The sequence below is a fragment of the Sphingomicrobium aquimarinum genome (assembly GCF_039655735.1).
Classification (GTDB): domain Bacteria; phylum Pseudomonadota; class Alphaproteobacteria; order Sphingomonadales; family Sphingomonadaceae; genus Sphingomicrobium; species Sphingomicrobium aquimarinum.
This window is the reverse complement of the sequence record NZ_JBBYXH010000002.1, coordinates 869,814-884,956: the sequence shown is the minus strand read 5'-3', so window position 1 is coordinate 884,956 and position 15,143 is coordinate 869,814. Positions and strand designations below refer to the sequence as shown.

Sequence of the window (15,143 nt, the reverse complement as noted above, 5' to 3'; positions counted from 1 at the left end):
TGTAACGATACGCAGTGCCTCCGCCCCCACCCGCTGCCGGATAAGGCAAAACCTGAACAACGCTCACGCGGTGCGCTCCAGGTGAACCGCCACCGAGCCGGTGATCGCAGACGCCGACACCTTGAGCTTTGCGCCTGCCTGTAAAGTGATCGGGCTGGTGGTGCTGGCGAAAGTATCGGGGGCCGCCGAGGTGCTTTTTTCGTAGGCAATCGTGCCCGTTCCGGTCGTCGCTTGTTGAGTAACCGTCATCGCGACCGGCGCACGAATGTAGGCATCGGCGTCATCGGTAAAGTTGAAGTCCCACGTCGAAGCAGCGCGGACGGCAGTATCGACCTGCGTAGTCGAGTAAACACCAAGATTGGTGCGGGCGGCGGATGCCGAACTCGCTCCGGTTCCGCCGTTCTCGATAGCAAGGTCCGCGCCCGACCAGTCATCGTTATTCACGGACCCGCCAAGAGATGCCAGATAGTCCGCCGATGCAGTGACAAAGACGCGCTTTGACCCCGCGCCGAAGTTCACCGCACTGCCGCCACTGGAGCTGGCCTCCACGGACGAGCGGGTCAAAACCGAAGACGCGACCGAACCTTGACCAACCTCCCACTGACCCGAGGGGTTGCCGTTCTCATCCACGGCTTCGATGCAGTAGGTGAATGTGCCATCAGGGAAAGCGTCATAGCCCGTCACCGCGCCGCCCAGCGCGAAGGTGCCGGTGCCCGTCGAGGTCGATGTTTCGAGAACGCGATCTTGGATCATGTGCGCTTCCTCACGATATTGAAGAACACCCCGCCGCCCGTAATCCGTTCGCCGCCGGTGTCGCCCTCACCCGGTTCGAGGATGGCATACAGGTTGACCTTGGGAGCCTTGAGGCTGTTGTCCGCCGGAAGCCCGACGACGACGTAGGCGTTGGTTTTCGTGACCTGGATCTGATCTGCCATCAGGCGATGCTCTTCACGCCGAACTGGAGCGTTTGCGCGGCACTGTTGAGCCAACCGGCCGAAGTGGCGGGATCACTCTCCCAAACGTTCTGATAGGTCAGATACCCGAAGTCCTGCGCCTTGCTTGCGCTGAAATAGTTGGTTCCCGAGGACCGCAGGGCCAGTTGAAGGTTGGTCGGCCCCGACGTTCCCCGGTTCGACCGTGCGGACACGATCACCGCGTTGACGATATAGCCGTCGGGGATAGCGTTGGCATGGGTGAACAGCTCCACGTCGCCCGCTGTGTCGCTGTTTACAAAATCGGCATCGGAATAGGAGGGTTCGTCAACACGCGTATAATCGCCAACCCATGCCGTATCGGCCCCCACTCCCGCCGGGGGAATGGTGTTGAGCCGCTTCCCGATCGTGCTTTCGTCGGAAACGATAATCTGGCTCCAGTAGGTTTTGCCTGCGCTATAGAAACGAGCGTAGGCCCCGCCGGACAAACCCGAGAGATCGACCCCCGTTGCCGCCGTGCGTTGGGTGCCGGAGACATAGAAAGTCACACCCCCGCTGGCGCTAAACTCAAAATGAAAGTCGAAGGTGTAGCGGTTATCCTGCGTGGAACCGAGGCTGAACGTCTCGATGGTCGTGAAGCCGCCCATTAGGTTATTATAGGCGAAGCGGATGCCTTCGCGGGCAAAGGTGATGCGGAACGTTTCCTGATCCGAGGTATCGAAGATCGAGATGCTGCGATAATATTGCCCAGCGACGAAGATGGTGTCGTGATACACTTCGCAATGTAGCCAGAAGTCCGTCTCGTTGCCCCACTCCGACGTTGACCAGTAATCCGACGCATCTGCTGCACTAGCAGACGAGGCATCAACTCGCATCCCGACCCGCGCAAATGTCGTGTCGATATACGGAGAACCCCCGCTTTCGTAGGCGTCGGGACCGGAGGGTGTGAGGGCGTCGGCTTCACCGCCTGCAAACAGGATCGCCATTTATAGATCCCCCACCAGCAGGAAGGTGAAGTCTGCCGCCGTCCCCACCGAGGCCGGAGCTACCAGCTTCAGCACGTCGCCCGTGGTGAAGGCGACCGTTGCGCCCGACACAGAGGTGAACGAGGGCACCCCATCGGTATCAAACGTCACCGTTCCGGCACTCGCGCCGTTCTTCTGTATTTCGACGACGTAGGACGCGCCTGGATTGGTTGCGACCGACGCTTGGCTGCCCTCGAAGTCGGCGGGGAATGTCACGTCGCGGTCGAACTCGGCCAGTCGCATCGTTGCTTGGGCACCCGGCGTCCCGACGAAGTCCATCGCGACAAGCAGTTGCTCGCCAACGGTGCTATCCGCCGTGCCGACGATGACATTATCCGCCTCGTCGAGGGTAACGTCGTCGCTGTTCTTGAGAACGAGCTTGTAGGCCACCCCGTTGGAGAGGCGCACGGTTGCCGTCCCTGCGGCATCGAGGATGACGGGGTTGGTGTTCGGCGTGCTTCCCGACAAGTCCTGGTAGGTGGCGAGCGGGGTCGAGGTGCCCGCTTCGTAGGTGTAGAGCTTGCCGCCGTTAAGCACGGAGCCGTATTCGTTAAACCATCGGTCGATGACTTGGATAAAGGACGTTGCCATGCGGCCCTCCGCGATGTAGGTTGGTTATATGTCGGCTCTCGCCATCGCTGCCTTTTGCAAGGCGCTCATATTGGGCGGGTGGGAACTTATTCGGGAACGGAAGCGGCTGCGGTCAGGTGTCCCGCAACGGGCGCAGCGGCCCCTAGTCGTCGTGAAACCGCCTGTGCTTTAGGCCCACGCGGAGCAATCGACCCTTTCAGCGCCTTGCGAGCCGCAGGCGAATACAGCGCCCCGATCATTCCCAATAGGCCAAGGCTCGACGGCTCGACATAGGCCGCGCCACCCGCAAGCGAGCCGCCTACCGCAAGGCGTTCTGGTGTGCCCGAGTTCGGAATGCGATCGGTGAGGGATTTTCCCTGCTGGGCATAGTCCTGCATTAGGCCCTCGCCTTGGAGATACGCCTTCGAGCGCACACGGCTTCCGCTTTTCTGCACCGCACGATCGAACGCCGCAGGCGTAAACTGTCCGGCGTCACCACCGACCCGTCCTGCGGCCTCTTCGATGAGCGCATATTTCGCATAGCCCCGATCGGCGGCGTCCATGAGGTCAACCGCCTCCTTGGGAGAGTGCCGACGCGCTCCGTTGTCGATAGCGGCGCGAAGATCCGATAGCACCTCCGCCAGTTCGTCATCGCCCGTCTTGCTGCGACGGATGCGGTCGATCTGCTTGTTAAGGTCGGTGATGATCGTCTTGTAGGTGTTGCCGTCGATTTCGGCGTTGTTGGCACGGCGCATCACCACGTTCTTCACGATGCCCGCAAAGCGATTGAAGGACGGCTCTGCGAGGTTTGCTGCCTCCGCCCCCAATGCTTCCATGTCCTTCATCAACTGCTCGTCGGGACGCACCACCATGCCCGACCGCGCCTTGTCGTAAACGGCGTTGAACTTGGCTTGCGTGAACTTGTGCGGGCCCGTTCCAGGCGTCATGCCATTGGGCAGCTTTTCACCGATCTCTTCGAGCGCCTGATTGAAGGCCCCAATCTGGAACTGATCGACGCTCTCGGCACGCGCCCCACGAATGGCGGCGCCGACGATAGGAACCGACCCCAGCCCTTCTTCGGTGGCGTTGACAGCGCGGCCCAGCATTTCGCTCAGGCCCCCACGAGCCTCGCCAGCAGCCAAAGCGCGCTGCCCCGGCGTAGGACGCACCCCTTGCTCATAAAGACGCTCTGAGCCGCGTCCCGTAGGCGATATGGCCTTGCTAACACCTCGGATGACCGCTTGACCGCCGAGATTGCCAGCGCCCGCATACAACGCGCCTTCGAGCGCGCCACCCAAACGGCTGCCGTCGTCGGCGTTGCCCGAACCATATGCCGCACCGTAGCCTGCATCGGCAAGCAGCGAGCGAAGGCCGCCCGACTGCATCCCGCGAGCAGCTAGACCCGCTTCCGCGCCGAGCATCCCAAGCGTTGCACCCGTCACCTGTCCCGCCAAAGCGGAGCCGGGGTTGAGGTCGCTGGTAAGGCCGATCGCTTCGCGCACCTGCTCTGCATCGCCACCGAGCGCCCCGACCACATTATCACCGTATCCTGCGGTTAGCGCGTCCGCCGTGTTGGCGAGATACGTTCCGGTCGGGGACATGGCGGCGCTCGTGATGGCCTGATCGACAGGCGTATTGTTAACCAGGCGGTCGTCGATCTGTCCCGTCGAATACATGTCGAGGGGCTGGTCGGGATTGGCGCGGCGGTGACGGATCTGCTTCACTACCGAACGGAAGGTCGAGCCGTCCGTAACTCCGGCGTTGCGGAGATAGCGAATGATCGACGCCTCATCCTCGCCCTGCCCCACAAGGGCAAGGCGGCGGCGATACTCTGCCTCCACACCAGCAAGCGCGGGGTCATCCTCGCGGCGGGTTTCGCCCGTCGCCGCCACCTGCGGCTGCGAAGGTGTTACATCTTCCGCCTGCGGGACTACGAACTCCTCGTCGACGCCGACCACTTTGGCCTGGTCTAGCGCCATGGCTCGAAGCGCGGCGATCTTGCGCTCGATATTCTCGTCGGTGTCCCCCGCCTTCGGGAGCATCGGGCCAAACCGTGCCTCGATCTCGCCAAGGCTGTTCATTTCGCCCCCGGTCGCCCCGGTTGCGTCCTTGATGGCCCCAAGCAAGCGACCCGAGGTATCGTCGAACTCGGCAGGGAACGGGTTCCAAGGAAGGACGGACGCGATATTGCGCTCGCCACCTACGCCAAGGATGCCGCCTTTCGAGCCTTCGCGCTTGTCGCGGTAAAGCTGCTCCAGCTCGTCAACGCCACGCATGAAGGCTCGAACGGCCTGTGCCTGCTTGGCGGTGCCGCCGCCCTTCGCGGCATCCTGCTGCTGCTGATACTCGAACTTGCGCTCGGCAAGGTCCGCGCTCTGTGCGGCGGTAGCTTCGGCTCGATCCGCATTGCGCTGCTGGATCGCAAGACGCTGATCGTCCCGCGCCGCGTCCTGCTGGCGCTCAATGGCCCGAGGACTGTTCGGGTTCGGCGGGATGAAGGTCACGGCGGGCTGCTGCGCCTGTCCCACCGGCACCCAATTACTGCCGTCCCACTGCACCTTCTCTCCGGTTTGGGGGTTCGTTGCGGTGACGGGCTGCATCATCGGGTGCCTCGCTTGCCAAAGTAGGGGATCGAGCCGTGGGGCAAACCCTCGACGTGAACATGATCGTTTTCGATGAGGACTTCCGCCCCCGGATAATCGCGACGAAGCAGCGCGGCCAACTGACCGAACGACTGCCCGCCCTTCGGCACGGCGTCGAACGCCCGCCCGCTCAGATGATGACTGCCCGAGACGCCCCCGACAGCCCTGTTCCCTGCTGCCGTTCGGCGGCCCGAAGTGACGTTGTAACCAAGATCAAAAGGGCTGCGGAAAGCCCCCACCGCCGTTGCCAGCGGTGCCCTCCCCGTCGATCGAGAAGCCCGGAGGCGGGGGAGGCGGTGCGGACTGTTGCGGAGCCGGAGCCGCGCCAGGGCGGGTGTTGTAGACGTTCACGCCGTAGCCCTGATCCGCCACGTATTGCGGCTTGAAGATAAGCGCCATCATCGCTTCTTCGAACTCCGGCGTTCCCGGCTGCTTGCCCGCGTCGATGAGCTTTTGCGCTTCCGCCGACATTTTCTCGGGGCCTGCTTTGGAAAGCGCCGTCGCTACTGCGTTCAATTCACCAATGACGGCGGGGTCGAACGTCTGCGGCAGGCCCGACACGTCGAGGCCCATCTGCTGCGCGGTCCGCATCCGTTGCGCGTAGTTCTCAGCCGTCACGCCCTGCGTCAGCTTGGCGATGGTCGCCATGTTCTCGAACTGCTGCTTGCGGGCATTGGCTTCCGCCGCTTTCGCGTCCTGTTCGCGCTTGTAGGCAAGTTCTTCCTGCCGCTGTTGTGCCATCATGTCCGACAGCTTCATGCGTTGGACACGCTCGAATTGGCCCATCATGTCGGGCTGCTGGATGCCCAGCGGGATACGTGCGTCGATCATCTTATTTCGCCAGCATCATGGCGAGGCCGCCAAGGTTGGAAAACATGCCGTTCATGGCGTTGGCCTGCCCGACATAACCCGAGGCGCGAGCGTTCCCCATGCCCATCATCGTGTTACCGATGCTCTGCGAGGTCTGCGCGCCAAGTGCCCCAAGGCCCATGCCGACCTGCTGGCCGCCCGCCGCGACCGAGGCCGTGCGGTTGAACTGCTGGTTGAAGTCGTCGGCGGCAACGCCCTGCGCGTAGCGTTCAAGGCCCTTCAGGGTGCCGCCCGAGAGTAGGCCGCCGCGTGCCGCTGCGCTGCTCTCGATGGCGCGTTTGCCTTCGTCCATGCGGAATTGATAGCCGGGAGAGGTCGTGTGGTCGTAACCGGGCTGGAGCATCGCGCTGAGCGAGCCGATCGCCTGCCCGCCCGCTTCACGCCAGGGTGCCATGTCGCTGCGGGTCTGGTCATACTGGCGGCGCATTTCGCCAATCGCCATCTCGCCGGACTTCACCTGTGCGTCGGCGGCCTTCTTCGCCCCCTTGCCTCCGAAGATGCCGGACAGCAAACTGGTGCCGCCGATAATCCCTGCGCTTATCGGGTCCATTCGTCTCTCCCCAAAGAAAAACGGCGGACCATCACGCCCGCCGCATCCTCATATTCGTCGCCGGGGTTGAACCCGACCTTCTCATTGAACTTCAGCGCCGCCGGATGGTCGATCGGGGTCTGTCCCCAAATCTCGTTGGCTCCATCGGCAAACATATATTCCAGCATGTAGCGCGCCGATTGGACGCTCTTTCCCCGTGCTTCAGGCAGGGCCATCGTGTGCGCCTGCCACACTCCCGGCTCGCTCTGTTCCAGCACCACCGCGAACCCTTCACCATCCGACAGGAGGCGATACGTCTCGGGGTGGTCGAGCAAGGGGGTGAAATCGGTGTATCCGTCGTTATAGCCTAGCGTCGGCTTCACGGCGGAATGGTTGGCAATCATGTTGTGAACGGTGGCGGTCGTCTCGCGCCGGATCACGGGTTCTGCAAGGCCGCTATGTCGGCTTCGTTCTGCGCCACTCGCGCCTCTAGCGCCGCAATGTCGCTCGCGTTGGTCGAGATATTGCTCTCGGCCGTGGTCAGACGCGCATCGAGGTCTTCGATGGCATCCTCTGCCGCGTCAATGTTGGCCTGCTCCTGCACCACCACGAGGCTTAGCGTCGTCAAATCCGCATCGGCGGCATCAAGCTGCTGCTGTGTCTCGCGCTGCTCCAGTTCGAGCGCCACGAACTCTGTCAGCTTGCGAAGCGTGGCGATCATCGCAGGGTCGAACCCGATCGCCGCCAACCGCGCTTCGTTCAGATACAGGCGCTTGGTCATCGGTTGCCCATCCGCGCTCGAATATCGCCACCCCGAAGGATGACGGGCACTGGATCGGACACGCTCAGCCGGATCTTAAAATCCGTGCCCTTGCCCAGGCGATGGAAACGAACGCGGTTCTTATATTCACCGATGGCCCCGAGCGGTCGCATCAGTTCGCGCCCGTAACTCGCTCCATCAGGCGCCACTTCCAGCATGACTTGCGGGGCGCGGTCGGTCGCCTGCCCCACACCTGTCACGAAGTCGGCAAAGAGTTCGTCGAAAATGATCTGCCGCCCGTTGGCGTGGAAGCTGTCGATGCGGGTGCGGCGGATTTCCTGCCCTGCGTCGTCATGATAGTCGAGGCTCTGGCGATAGACCCGCCCGCTGGCGTAATCCGTCACCAGATGGCCGCCGAGGGCGTAAACATGGTGCTCGGGCCGTGCGCGTTCCTGGTCGCCCGTTGCGGGGTTTAGCCAAGCCTCTTCATGCCATAGCTGCGTGGCGAGGTTGAACACCCATGTCGCCCGGTCGGTGTTGACCCGGTAGAAGGTGTTGCCCTCTTCCTGATACGAGTGTGCAGAAACCGTCGTTGCCGCCTCGATGGCCCGCTCGACCGACGACGTGGAAACCCGCGCCCCGACCGTGCCGTTCATGCGATAGACGACGCCCGCGCCCTGTTCGTCCTTGCCCACCCAATAGACGCTGTTGTCGAGACGGAGTGCTGTATTAGGAAAGGCGCAGCCGTTGAAGCTGACACCCGAGGGGATCGGCTCGAACGGGTTGTCACTATCGCCCGAGTTGTAGAAAATCTCCACGCTCTCGCTGCCGAAGTGGTAGATCTCGTTTTCGGTCGAGACGAGCGCGACAATATCGTCGGGCAGGCTTTCCGCCGTGTAGAGGTTCAGTTCGGGAATGTTCGTGGGGTCGAGCAGTTCGGAATAATAGACCTGCCCGTTCTCGCCTTCGTAAAGAATGCGGTTCTTGTGGTAGACGCAGAAGCGACCACGCGGAGCCGATGTAACCGCCGACACCGTTCGCGTCGTGAGGTCGAGCGCATGATAGCCCGCCCCGTCGCCAATGATGATCGTGGTGTTGTTGCCCGCCGTGAGCGAGGCCAGCGTCACATCGCCGTATTGCGAGGGGATCGTGCCCCATTCGGTGTATCCCGAGACAGTCAGTTCGTAGATCGATCCGCCCGCCACCATGAAAGGCCGATCACCTACCGAGACGACGCCACGGATCGGGGTCTTCGGCAGGGTGGTCAGCAGCGATAGCCCCGGACGCCCACGCAGCGCCGGACGCGCATTGGCGCTTTCGGGGGCGATCGGAAAGAAGTTGATCGAACGCTCGTCGTCCTGCTTGGGAACGATGCCCTTCACCGAGCCGCCAACCAGCACTAGAAATACTCTGCCTTGCCGACACCGTGCCGGGGATCGTTGGTCAGACGGCGCAGTTCGCGCTCGTGATAGCGTTCTTTGATGAGGTCGGGGGTCTGCCCGAACGCGGATACCCGCGAGGCGACCATGCCCGTGAAATCTTCGATGGCATAACCCGGCACGTCGGTCACGGGCCACAGAGCCACGCCGAGGTGTTCGAGCTTATCCTGCACGTTGTCGATGATCGTCTCGATCAACGCGGCATCTTCAGCCGAGGCATTCTGTCCTGCACCGAGGACGCCTAGCTGCTGGAGGACGTGATCGCGAAGCTGTGCTTTGTTCATTCCGGCCTCCGATACATCGCGGCGCTAGCCTCGTAGTCCTTGTTCCGCCCCCTGTTGGGGATGAAACCGTGCCTTGCGTAGAACTCGCGGAGCCGCGCTAAGCTGGTCGCGTTGTCCATCGCCTCGGGCGTCAGCGTTAGTGTCATGCCCGCCTCGTCTGCCGCGCCGACAAGCTCACGCATCGCGGCGTCCGCTGACCCTTGGCCTCGCGCCTCGGGCGGCGTGTTAATCATGTTGAGCATGGCGTAACGCTCGCCATCGCTGGTCACTTCAAGCGAAGTCGGGCCTTCTTGAAACTTGGTATAGCCGGGACGCTGTAGCTCCCAGCCCCGAATGGCCCCATCCTCATTCGCCAACAGGTCCGACAGGCGTGGCCTTTCCATGTTGCGCCACGCCGCCCGTGCTTCGCTTCCAAGCGGAGCCATCGAGAGCAGCGCTGCCAGACCGCCACCAGCGGCCATTGCGTAATCACCCGACGCCAACCCCTCGCGAATGTCGCTTCCAGCATCAGCAACGCCCACAGCGTCACCAATTGGCGTCCAGTCGAGGAAGGACGCCACTCGGTCGCCAATGCGGTTGGCGTGATGCTCGCTAGCCGCCAACGGCGCGAACGTATCGCTCAGCAGGTCCGAAAGCCTGTCTCGAATGGTCGGCTCATAGGCCGTCATCTTCTCGGGGTTTTCCCATGCCGGAATGTCCAGCACGAGCTGCCCGCTTAAATCTGTATATCCGGCCTCGCGCATATCGGCAGCGAAGGCTTCGCGGATCTGGTCCTTGGTGTAGTTTTCGGGAAGGTCTTTCGAAATAACCCGCCCATCAGGCAGGGTGACGGACCAAGGCTCCATGTCGCCCCCCTCAGAAAGAGAGAAGGGGCCAGCCCGAAGACCAGCCCCTCCCCTGTTTACGCGTCCGCTGCGGTAGCAACGTAACCCGTGACAACACCGTGATCCTTGAGGTCGTCGGTATCGCCCGACCCCGTGCCGAACACGATCTTGCCGATGCCGTCGATCGTCTCGACCGCAACGCCCTTCTTGTCGCCATAGTCGAAGGTTTCCTCGACCGAGCGCCAACGCTTCACGCGGGCATGACCCAGCGCCTGAGCGCCACACAGGAAGACCGGCGAAACGTCCGCACCCGAGGCACCGACACCCGACAGGATCGGCATGTCGTCGCACTCGTGGATGAGGATGCCGTCGTAATCGACATCGCCGCCCTGGAAGATCTTCTCGTTCTGCGAGGTGATCTGCACTTCACGCTGCGCCTGCGTAAGCACGCTGTCCGCCTTGAGGTCGCGCATGGCGAGCGGGTGGACGAACGCGACGTAGTAGCGGCGATTGAGGTTCCCGAGACGCACAGGGCGGATCTTCGGGTTGGCCGTCAGCGCCATGCGCTTCATCAGCGAGAGGATGCCCGTGTCGAGCGTCATGCCCGCCGTGACCGTCGCAAGGTCGGTCGAGTGCGTGGTGTAGCCACCGTTGCCACGAGCGTCACCGAAGAGAACACGGTCGGCGTTATCGACGAGCCATGCGTTCTTCTGTGCAGCCGACGCCGAGCCATAGGCCACGCCGTTGATCGACTGGAGCGCCGCGACGATACGGTCGGTATCGAACTGCTTGGCCCATTCCATGAGGTTGGGCCGGGCGGCGTTCCGGAGAGAGATAGCCGAACGCTGCTCTTCCATCTCGGGGACGCGCACCGCATTGCGATACTTGTCCACGTTCAGGACGAACGAGCGGCTTTCCATGTCCTCTTCGTTGCCTTCGAGCGTAGCGGTGCCGGAGACACCCGCGCCAGTCAGCTTGTTGAGGAGTGCGAAGGTAACGGCGTCACCCTTCTTGCCGCCAAGCTGTTCGTTGATCTGGATGATCGACTGCTCGGAGGTGCCCATGTAGGGCTTGAACGGGTGGTTGCCCTGGTATTCGACAAAGAACTTGTCGTCCCACTGTTGGACCGTAAGGCCCGTTGCGGCGGTAGTATCTGCCATGATGAAAGGTCCTTCTGGCCTCCGAAGAGGCACGGGGCCGGGTCGTCATCTCGACGAGCCAAGCCGGTTTACGAGTTGAGAATGCTCTCCAGGCTGGTCGGGCCGGACCACTCGGGTCCTTTGCGAGTGCCGACAGAAGCATCCTGTGCGGTTGAAGTCGGAAGACGGGGCTGAGGCACCTGGGCCTTCAGTTCCGCTTCCAGTTCGGCGCGAATTTGCTGCTTGAGCGCGTCGATGCTGCCCACGCTTTGAAGCTCCAGCGCTGTCCGACCCCGTTCATAAGCGAACTGTGCGGGGTTTTCCGACGCGGCCATCTGCTGGATCAACTGCGGGGTGGCCTGCTGCTGGAACACGGCCAACTTCTCGTCGAAGTCGGGGTGTTCTGCGCGGAAAGCCTGTTCCGACTGGTCGACCTTTCGGATGGTCTGCTGTTGCTCCATCTGCTGCATGAGCGTGGGCGCGAGCTGCTGGAACCGTTGCTCGAGATAAGCATCGGGATCGTCCCAGAAGTCCGGCTTCTGCCCCTGCTGGGGTGCCTGCTGGCGAAAATGCTGCTGCATCCGTTCCAGCTCGGCTTCGAGTTGCTGTCGCTTTGCACGTTCGGCCTTGAGGGCTGCCATTTGTCCGCGTTCTTCGACGCTAAGCTCGGGCGAAGGCCCCGGCTCGGCAGGTTCTTCCTGCTCTTCTTTTACTTCCGTTTCCTGTTTGGCGAACCGTCCGTTTTCGTCGCGGGCACGGGCTTCGGCTTCCGTAGAAACTTCGGCTTCAGGCTGCTGCTCTTCAACTTCCGGCTCTTTGTCATTCAGGATATCGTCTAGGTTCGTTTCCATCTGTTGCCTCGTTCAATCGCCCGTAAAGTCGGCGTCACTTTCATCGCCCGTTGGTCGGCGGCACCTTCCACGTCATCTCGACGTTGAAACTTTATGCGGCGGGCCTTTGCATGACCTGCTCCCGCTTCGTCTCGGCATCGTATGCCTTGATCACATTTTCTTGCGCCCGAAGCTGCTGCTCGACGGGATCGTTGGTGCCCATCGTCGCGCTCGCGGCCATCGCGTTGTTCTTCACGGTTTCGCTTTCAGTCTTTGCGATATCGGCCTGCCCGGCCATGACCTGGAGCTGCGCCATGATCTGCGCGAGCTGCTGCTGCATCGGGTCGGCCTGCTGGCCTTCCTTGATCTTCTCGATGATGGCTTCCTTGTTGCGAAGCGCACTGTTCTCGAACAACGCCTCCCACAGGATGCCCTGCTTGTCGGGCGGTGCGGAGCCGAGCATCTTGGCGAGCGTGTCGAACTGCTCTGCCTGCATCGTCGGCGTATCCATGCCCTCGTCGATGACAATATCCACGTCCAACTCGTTGACCGCGTTGCGTGTCTCCACGACCGTCTCGCCGTGCTGCTGGATGAACATGCCGAGGATGGCCTGCGCCCGCTCGTCGCCCGCCTGGAATGCCTGCATCAGCTCCGGCCCGACGATCTGAGACGCCTTGGCGATCGCTTCCTCGTCGCCCTCGGCCACTTCCTGCGCCAGTTGGGCAATCGTGACCTGCTGGTTCAACCCGACGAAGCGCAGGCGGTTCTCATTATCCGTCACGCGGACCCACCGCTCCTGCTGCCAAAACTGGCGGATACGGTTCCACGTCGCACGATAGACGGCCATCGACAAATGACGCAGGCGGTCAAACAGACGCGCAACCTCGACCATGCCGCCCTGCTGCTGTGCAAGGATGGCGCGACCGCTCATGTCGTTCTCTTGCTTGCCCTGAAGCGCCGCATTGGCCCCGAGCATGTCGATCTCGGCCTTGGCCTCCTGAAGCATCTCGAAGTTACCACGGGCGAGGTCGCTGGTGGGCAGGATCTCGAAGTCTTCTGCCGAAGCCTCGATAATGCCGTCCGGCTTGGCAAGCTCGCGGCGGATTGTTTCTGCGTCCCGCTCCCCGCTCGGCTCATAACGCGCCTGCCGCATGGTGATGAGGTGCAAGCCCTTGGAACGGCGCTTGTTCACCTCGTCCTGCGGGCTGATGAGAACGCGCACCCCGCCGTAGCGGTTGTTGTCGCGGTCCACATACAGGCTCACGGCCTTGATGGGGTTCTCGGGCTGCCCATCCTCGTCGATGTAGGGCGACGGTGCTTCCTCTTCGAGGAACCCGCCCTTGGTCAGAACGGCGCGGGTCCAGCCTTCACCCGTCTTGCAATAGACCTCAATGACGCGGACGCGGCGGCGCTTGTAGTCGCTCCACAGCTTGTCCTTGGGCTTGTCGTCATAGGTTTCCGAATGGCGATCAGCTTCGAGCGTGGCCTGAAGCGCCTCTTTGCCCTCGGGCCACTTCCGCTCGGCTTCGCTTACGTCATACCATGTGACGATGCCCATATAGCTGGCATCGCTGAAGTCATGCTTTGCACTGTGCGGATCGTGAAAGAAGCGATCCCACGGCACGTTGAAGATCGTGGGGTCAATACCGTTGCGGGTTTCCTTGTGGCCGACGAACACCACACCGATGCCCTCAACCTGGAGATTGTCGAACGCTTCCGAGCGCACGTCATCCCAGTTGCTGTCATCGCAGACGTAGCGGATGGCGTCGGTTGCGGCCTCGGCGGCCTGCTCGTCATCGGGGTTGCGCGGGAACGCCTTGGGATCCTTGCGAACCTGCTTCTCCATGCCCGAGAGATAATCGACCTTGCGCTGGATACGGTTGAACGTGACGACAGGCTGCTTGCGCTTCTTGAGGGCCGCTACTTCGGCGTCGGTCCACTGCTTGCCGTCGTAATAGTCGCGGTCCCGCTCCGCCAGTTTGCGGGCGTCACGGGTTGCCTCTTCGGCCGCCTCGAACTTATCGACGAGGGCAGACAGGACCTCCGTCTTGTCCTTCTTCAAGAGGCTTACATCGTTTTCCAACTGCCCGCCTCCTCGCGTTGTCGCTCATACCGATCGCGCTTGGGCTTGGAGGGCTTCGTGCCGGGTTTGTAGCCCGACCGCCGCAGCTCTTCCAAAGCATAGCGTAGCGCGTCGATGGTGTGGTTGTTCTTGTCTTCCAGCGCGGGGAGAATGTCCCCCGTATGCTCGTCCACCTTGAAGGCGTAGAGCGTCAGTTCCTTGATGACCTTCTCGCAGCGCGGGTGGACGATGATGTCGAAGCTCCGAAGGAACTCCACCCCGTCCTCGATGCTGCCCTGTCCCTTGATGGCGGGCTTGATGCGAAAGCCTTGCCGCTTCATGTAGCTGACCGTTTCCGGTCGTGCGCTATCGGCGCGAATGATACTCTTGCGGCTGCCCTCGATCGTCTCGAACAAGGCTGGCGTGTGGTCGATCTCGCAACCGACCTTCCAAGCCTCCGCGTCAACGTAGAGCTTGCGCCCGTCGATGAAGCACCGAACCAGCACCGTGGGATCAACCGCAAAGCCCCAATCGGCCCCAAAACGATGGATCACGTCCTTGGGCGTGTCGAACGCCTCGATCTTCCAGTTGCGGAAGACACGGGCCTCGCTGTTGAGCGAATAGCCGCCGCCCCACACATGATGCCACTTGTCGGGATCGCGGGCCTTGTCGCCCTCCTGCTCTTCCTTCAGTTCCTCGGGCAGCCACGGATTGTCCTGCCAATTCGCCTCGACCACCGTTGCATTGGCAGGCGGACTTTCACCGCGTAGCAGCGTATCGACCGGATCGTCCGGCGCTTTCGGGTTCCACGAGAACCACAGTTCCGAGCCAGCCTTGCGGAAGGTCGGGCGCAGAAGGTCGAGCGAGCGTTGGCTCAGGCTTTGCGCTTCCTCGACCCACGCCACGTCGAAGCCTTCCAGCGACTTGATGCTGTCGGCGGTGTGGTTCTGCATCCCCTGGAAGATGATGACACCGCCACCCGGCGTCCCAATCTCCGCTTCCTTGATATTGAACAGGCTCGAAACACCGAGCGTCCGGATCTTGTCCTCGACCAATAGCTTGACCGAGTGCTTGAGGCTCTTCTGCACCTCGCGGACACAAGCCGCTCTGAAGCCAGCTTGCCCCAAGGCTCTTGCCACCAGCATGGTCGCGAAGTGATGCGACTTTCCCGAGCCGCGCCCGCCATGTGCGCCTTTGTAGCGCGACGGCTTCAACAGTGATGCAAAGACCGGGGCCG

17 protein-coding genes are annotated in these 15,143 nt (G+C 62.2%); all 17 read right to left on the bottom strand.

Annotated elements, in window-relative coordinates:
• Window positions 1-63: 63 nt before the first annotated feature.
• Window positions 64-753 (bottom strand): hypothetical protein, encoded by a 690-nt coding sequence (locus WJS89_RS10615; protein ID WP_346340909.1) that lies wholly within the window; start codon window positions 751-753, stop codon window positions 64-66.
• Complete coding sequence (locus WJS89_RS10610; RefSeq protein ID WP_346340908.1) at window positions 750-935, bottom strand: hypothetical protein; 186 nt, start codon at window positions 933-935, stop codon at window positions 750-752. The genes WJS89_RS10615 and WJS89_RS10610 overlap by 4 nt, the downstream gene beginning before the upstream one ends.
• The gene (locus WJS89_RS10605; protein ID WP_346340907.1) at window positions 935-1,918 is read right to left on the bottom strand and encodes a hypothetical protein; all 984 of its coding nucleotides are present in this window, start codon (window positions 1,916-1,918) and stop codon (window positions 935-937) included. The genes WJS89_RS10610 and WJS89_RS10605 overlap by 1 nt, the downstream gene beginning before the upstream one ends.
• Entirely contained in the window at window positions 1,919-2,548 is a 630-nt protein-coding gene (locus WJS89_RS10600) for a hypothetical protein (protein WP_346340906.1), read from the bottom strand.
• A gap of 86 nt (window positions 2,549-2,634) precedes the next feature.
• On the bottom strand, window positions 2,635-5,130 hold the full coding sequence (locus WJS89_RS10595) for a hypothetical protein (RefSeq protein ID WP_346340905.1): 2,496 nt from the start codon (window positions 5,128-5,130) through the stop codon (window positions 2,635-2,637).
• Window positions 5,127-5,408, bottom strand: a complete 282-nt coding sequence (locus WJS89_RS12470) for a D-Ala-D-Ala carboxypeptidase family metallohydrolase (RefSeq protein ID WP_431994010.1) — start codon at window positions 5,406-5,408, stop codon at window positions 5,127-5,129. The genes WJS89_RS10595 and WJS89_RS12470 overlap by 4 nt, the downstream gene beginning before the upstream one ends.
• Window positions 5,383-6,000, bottom strand: a complete 618-nt coding sequence (locus WJS89_RS10590; protein WP_346340904.1) for a hypothetical protein — start codon at window positions 5,998-6,000, stop codon at window positions 5,383-5,385. The genes WJS89_RS12470 and WJS89_RS10590 overlap by 26 nt, the downstream gene beginning before the upstream one ends.
• A 1-nt stretch (window position 6,001) precedes the next feature.
• Window positions 6,002-6,589 carry a hypothetical protein gene (locus WJS89_RS10585; RefSeq protein ID WP_346340903.1) on the bottom strand — a complete coding sequence of 196 codons (588 nt, stop codon included), beginning with the start codon at window positions 6,587-6,589 and terminating at the stop codon, window positions 6,002-6,004.
• Window positions 6,577-6,951, bottom strand: a complete 375-nt coding sequence (locus WJS89_RS10580) for a hypothetical protein (RefSeq protein WP_346340902.1) — start codon at window positions 6,949-6,951, stop codon at window positions 6,577-6,579. Before WJS89_RS10580 ends, WJS89_RS10585 begins: the two co-directional genes overlap by 13 nt.
• Window positions 6,952-7,004: 53 nt before the next feature.
• Entirely contained in the window at window positions 7,005-7,349 is a 345-nt protein-coding gene (locus tag WJS89_RS10575; protein WP_346340901.1) for a hypothetical protein, read from the bottom strand.
• Complete coding sequence (locus tag WJS89_RS10570; protein WP_346340900.1) at window positions 7,346-8,728, bottom strand: packaged DNA stabilization protein; 1,383 nt, start codon at window positions 8,726-8,728, stop codon at window positions 7,346-7,348. The genes WJS89_RS10575 and WJS89_RS10570 overlap by 4 nt, the downstream gene beginning before the upstream one ends.
• Window positions 8,728-9,051 carry a hypothetical protein gene (locus tag WJS89_RS10565; RefSeq protein WP_346340899.1) on the bottom strand — a complete coding sequence of 108 codons (324 nt, stop codon included), beginning with the start codon at window positions 9,049-9,051 and terminating at the stop codon, window positions 8,728-8,730. Before WJS89_RS10565 ends, WJS89_RS10570 begins: the two co-directional genes overlap by 1 nt.
• Window positions 9,048-9,896, bottom strand: a complete 849-nt coding sequence (locus WJS89_RS10560; RefSeq protein WP_346340898.1) for a GNAT family N-acetyltransferase — start codon at window positions 9,894-9,896, stop codon at window positions 9,048-9,050. Before WJS89_RS10560 ends, WJS89_RS10565 begins: the two co-directional genes overlap by 4 nt.
• A gap of 56 nt (window positions 9,897-9,952) precedes the next feature.
• Window positions 9,953-11,035 carry a N4-gp56 family major capsid protein gene (locus WJS89_RS10555; protein WP_346340897.1) on the bottom strand — a complete coding sequence of 361 codons (1,083 nt, stop codon included), beginning with the start codon at window positions 11,033-11,035 and terminating at the stop codon, window positions 9,953-9,955.
• Between the two features lie 68 nt (window positions 11,036-11,103).
• Window positions 11,104-11,865: a hypothetical protein gene (locus tag WJS89_RS10550; protein ID WP_346340896.1), complete on the bottom strand. Its 762-nt coding sequence runs from the start codon at window positions 11,863-11,865 to the stop codon at window positions 11,104-11,106.
• Window positions 11,866-11,956: 91 nt separating this feature from the next.
• Window positions 11,957-13,927, bottom strand: coding sequence for a portal protein (locus WJS89_RS10545; RefSeq protein ID WP_346340895.1), 1,971 nt, complete (start codon window positions 13,925-13,927; stop codon window positions 11,957-11,959).
• Complete coding sequence (locus WJS89_RS10540) at window positions 13,912-15,120, bottom strand: PBSX family phage terminase large subunit (RefSeq protein ID WP_346340894.1); 1,209 nt, start codon at window positions 15,118-15,120, stop codon at window positions 13,912-13,914. The genes WJS89_RS10545 and WJS89_RS10540 overlap by 16 nt, the downstream gene beginning before the upstream one ends.
• Window positions 15,121-15,143: the final 23 nt, after the last annotated feature.

Bases quoted from the DNA above. Each gene is read 5' to 3' on its own strand.
- WJS89_RS10565 (WP_346340899.1), bottom strand. From the start codon at position 9,051: ATGAACAAAGCACAGCTTCGCGATCACGTCCTCCAGCAGCTAGGCGTC.
- WJS89_RS10605 (WP_346340907.1), bottom strand. From the start codon at position 1,918: ATGGCGATCCTGTTTGCAGGCGGTGAAGCCGACGCCCTCACACCCTCC.
- WJS89_RS10550 (WP_346340896.1), bottom strand. From the start codon at position 11,865: ATGGAAACGAACCTAGACGATATCCTGAATGACAAAGAGCCGGAAGTT.
- WJS89_RS10590 (WP_346340904.1), bottom strand. From the start codon at position 6,000: ATGATCGACGCACGTATCCCGCTGGGCATCCAGCAGCCCGACATGATG.
- WJS89_RS10600 (WP_346340906.1), bottom strand. From the start codon at position 2,548: ATGGCAACGTCCTTTATCCAAGTCATCGACCGATGGTTTAACGAATAC.
- WJS89_RS10595 (WP_346340905.1), bottom strand. From the start codon at position 5,130: ATGATGCAGCCCGTCACCGCAACGAACCCCCAAACCGGAGAGAAGGTG.
- WJS89_RS10560 (WP_346340898.1), bottom strand. From the start codon at position 9,896: ATGGAGCCTTGGTCCGTCACCCTGCCTGATGGGCGGGTTATTTCGAAA.
- WJS89_RS10610 (WP_346340908.1), bottom strand. From the start codon at position 935: ATGGCAGATCAGATCCAGGTCACGAAAACCAACGCCTACGTCGTCGTC.
- WJS89_RS10575 (WP_346340901.1), bottom strand. From the start codon at position 7,349: ATGACCAAGCGCCTGTATCTGAACGAAGCGCGGTTGGCGGCGATCGGG.
- WJS89_RS10585 (WP_346340903.1), bottom strand. From the start codon at position 6,589: ATGGACCCGATAAGCGCAGGGATTATCGGCGGCACCAGTTTGCTGTCC.
- WJS89_RS10615 (WP_346340909.1), bottom strand. From the start codon at position 753: ATGATCCAAGATCGCGTTCTCGAAACATCGACCTCGACGGGCACCGGC.
- WJS89_RS10555 (WP_346340897.1), bottom strand. From the start codon at position 11,035: ATGGCAGATACTACCGCCGCAACGGGCCTTACGGTCCAACAGTGGGAC.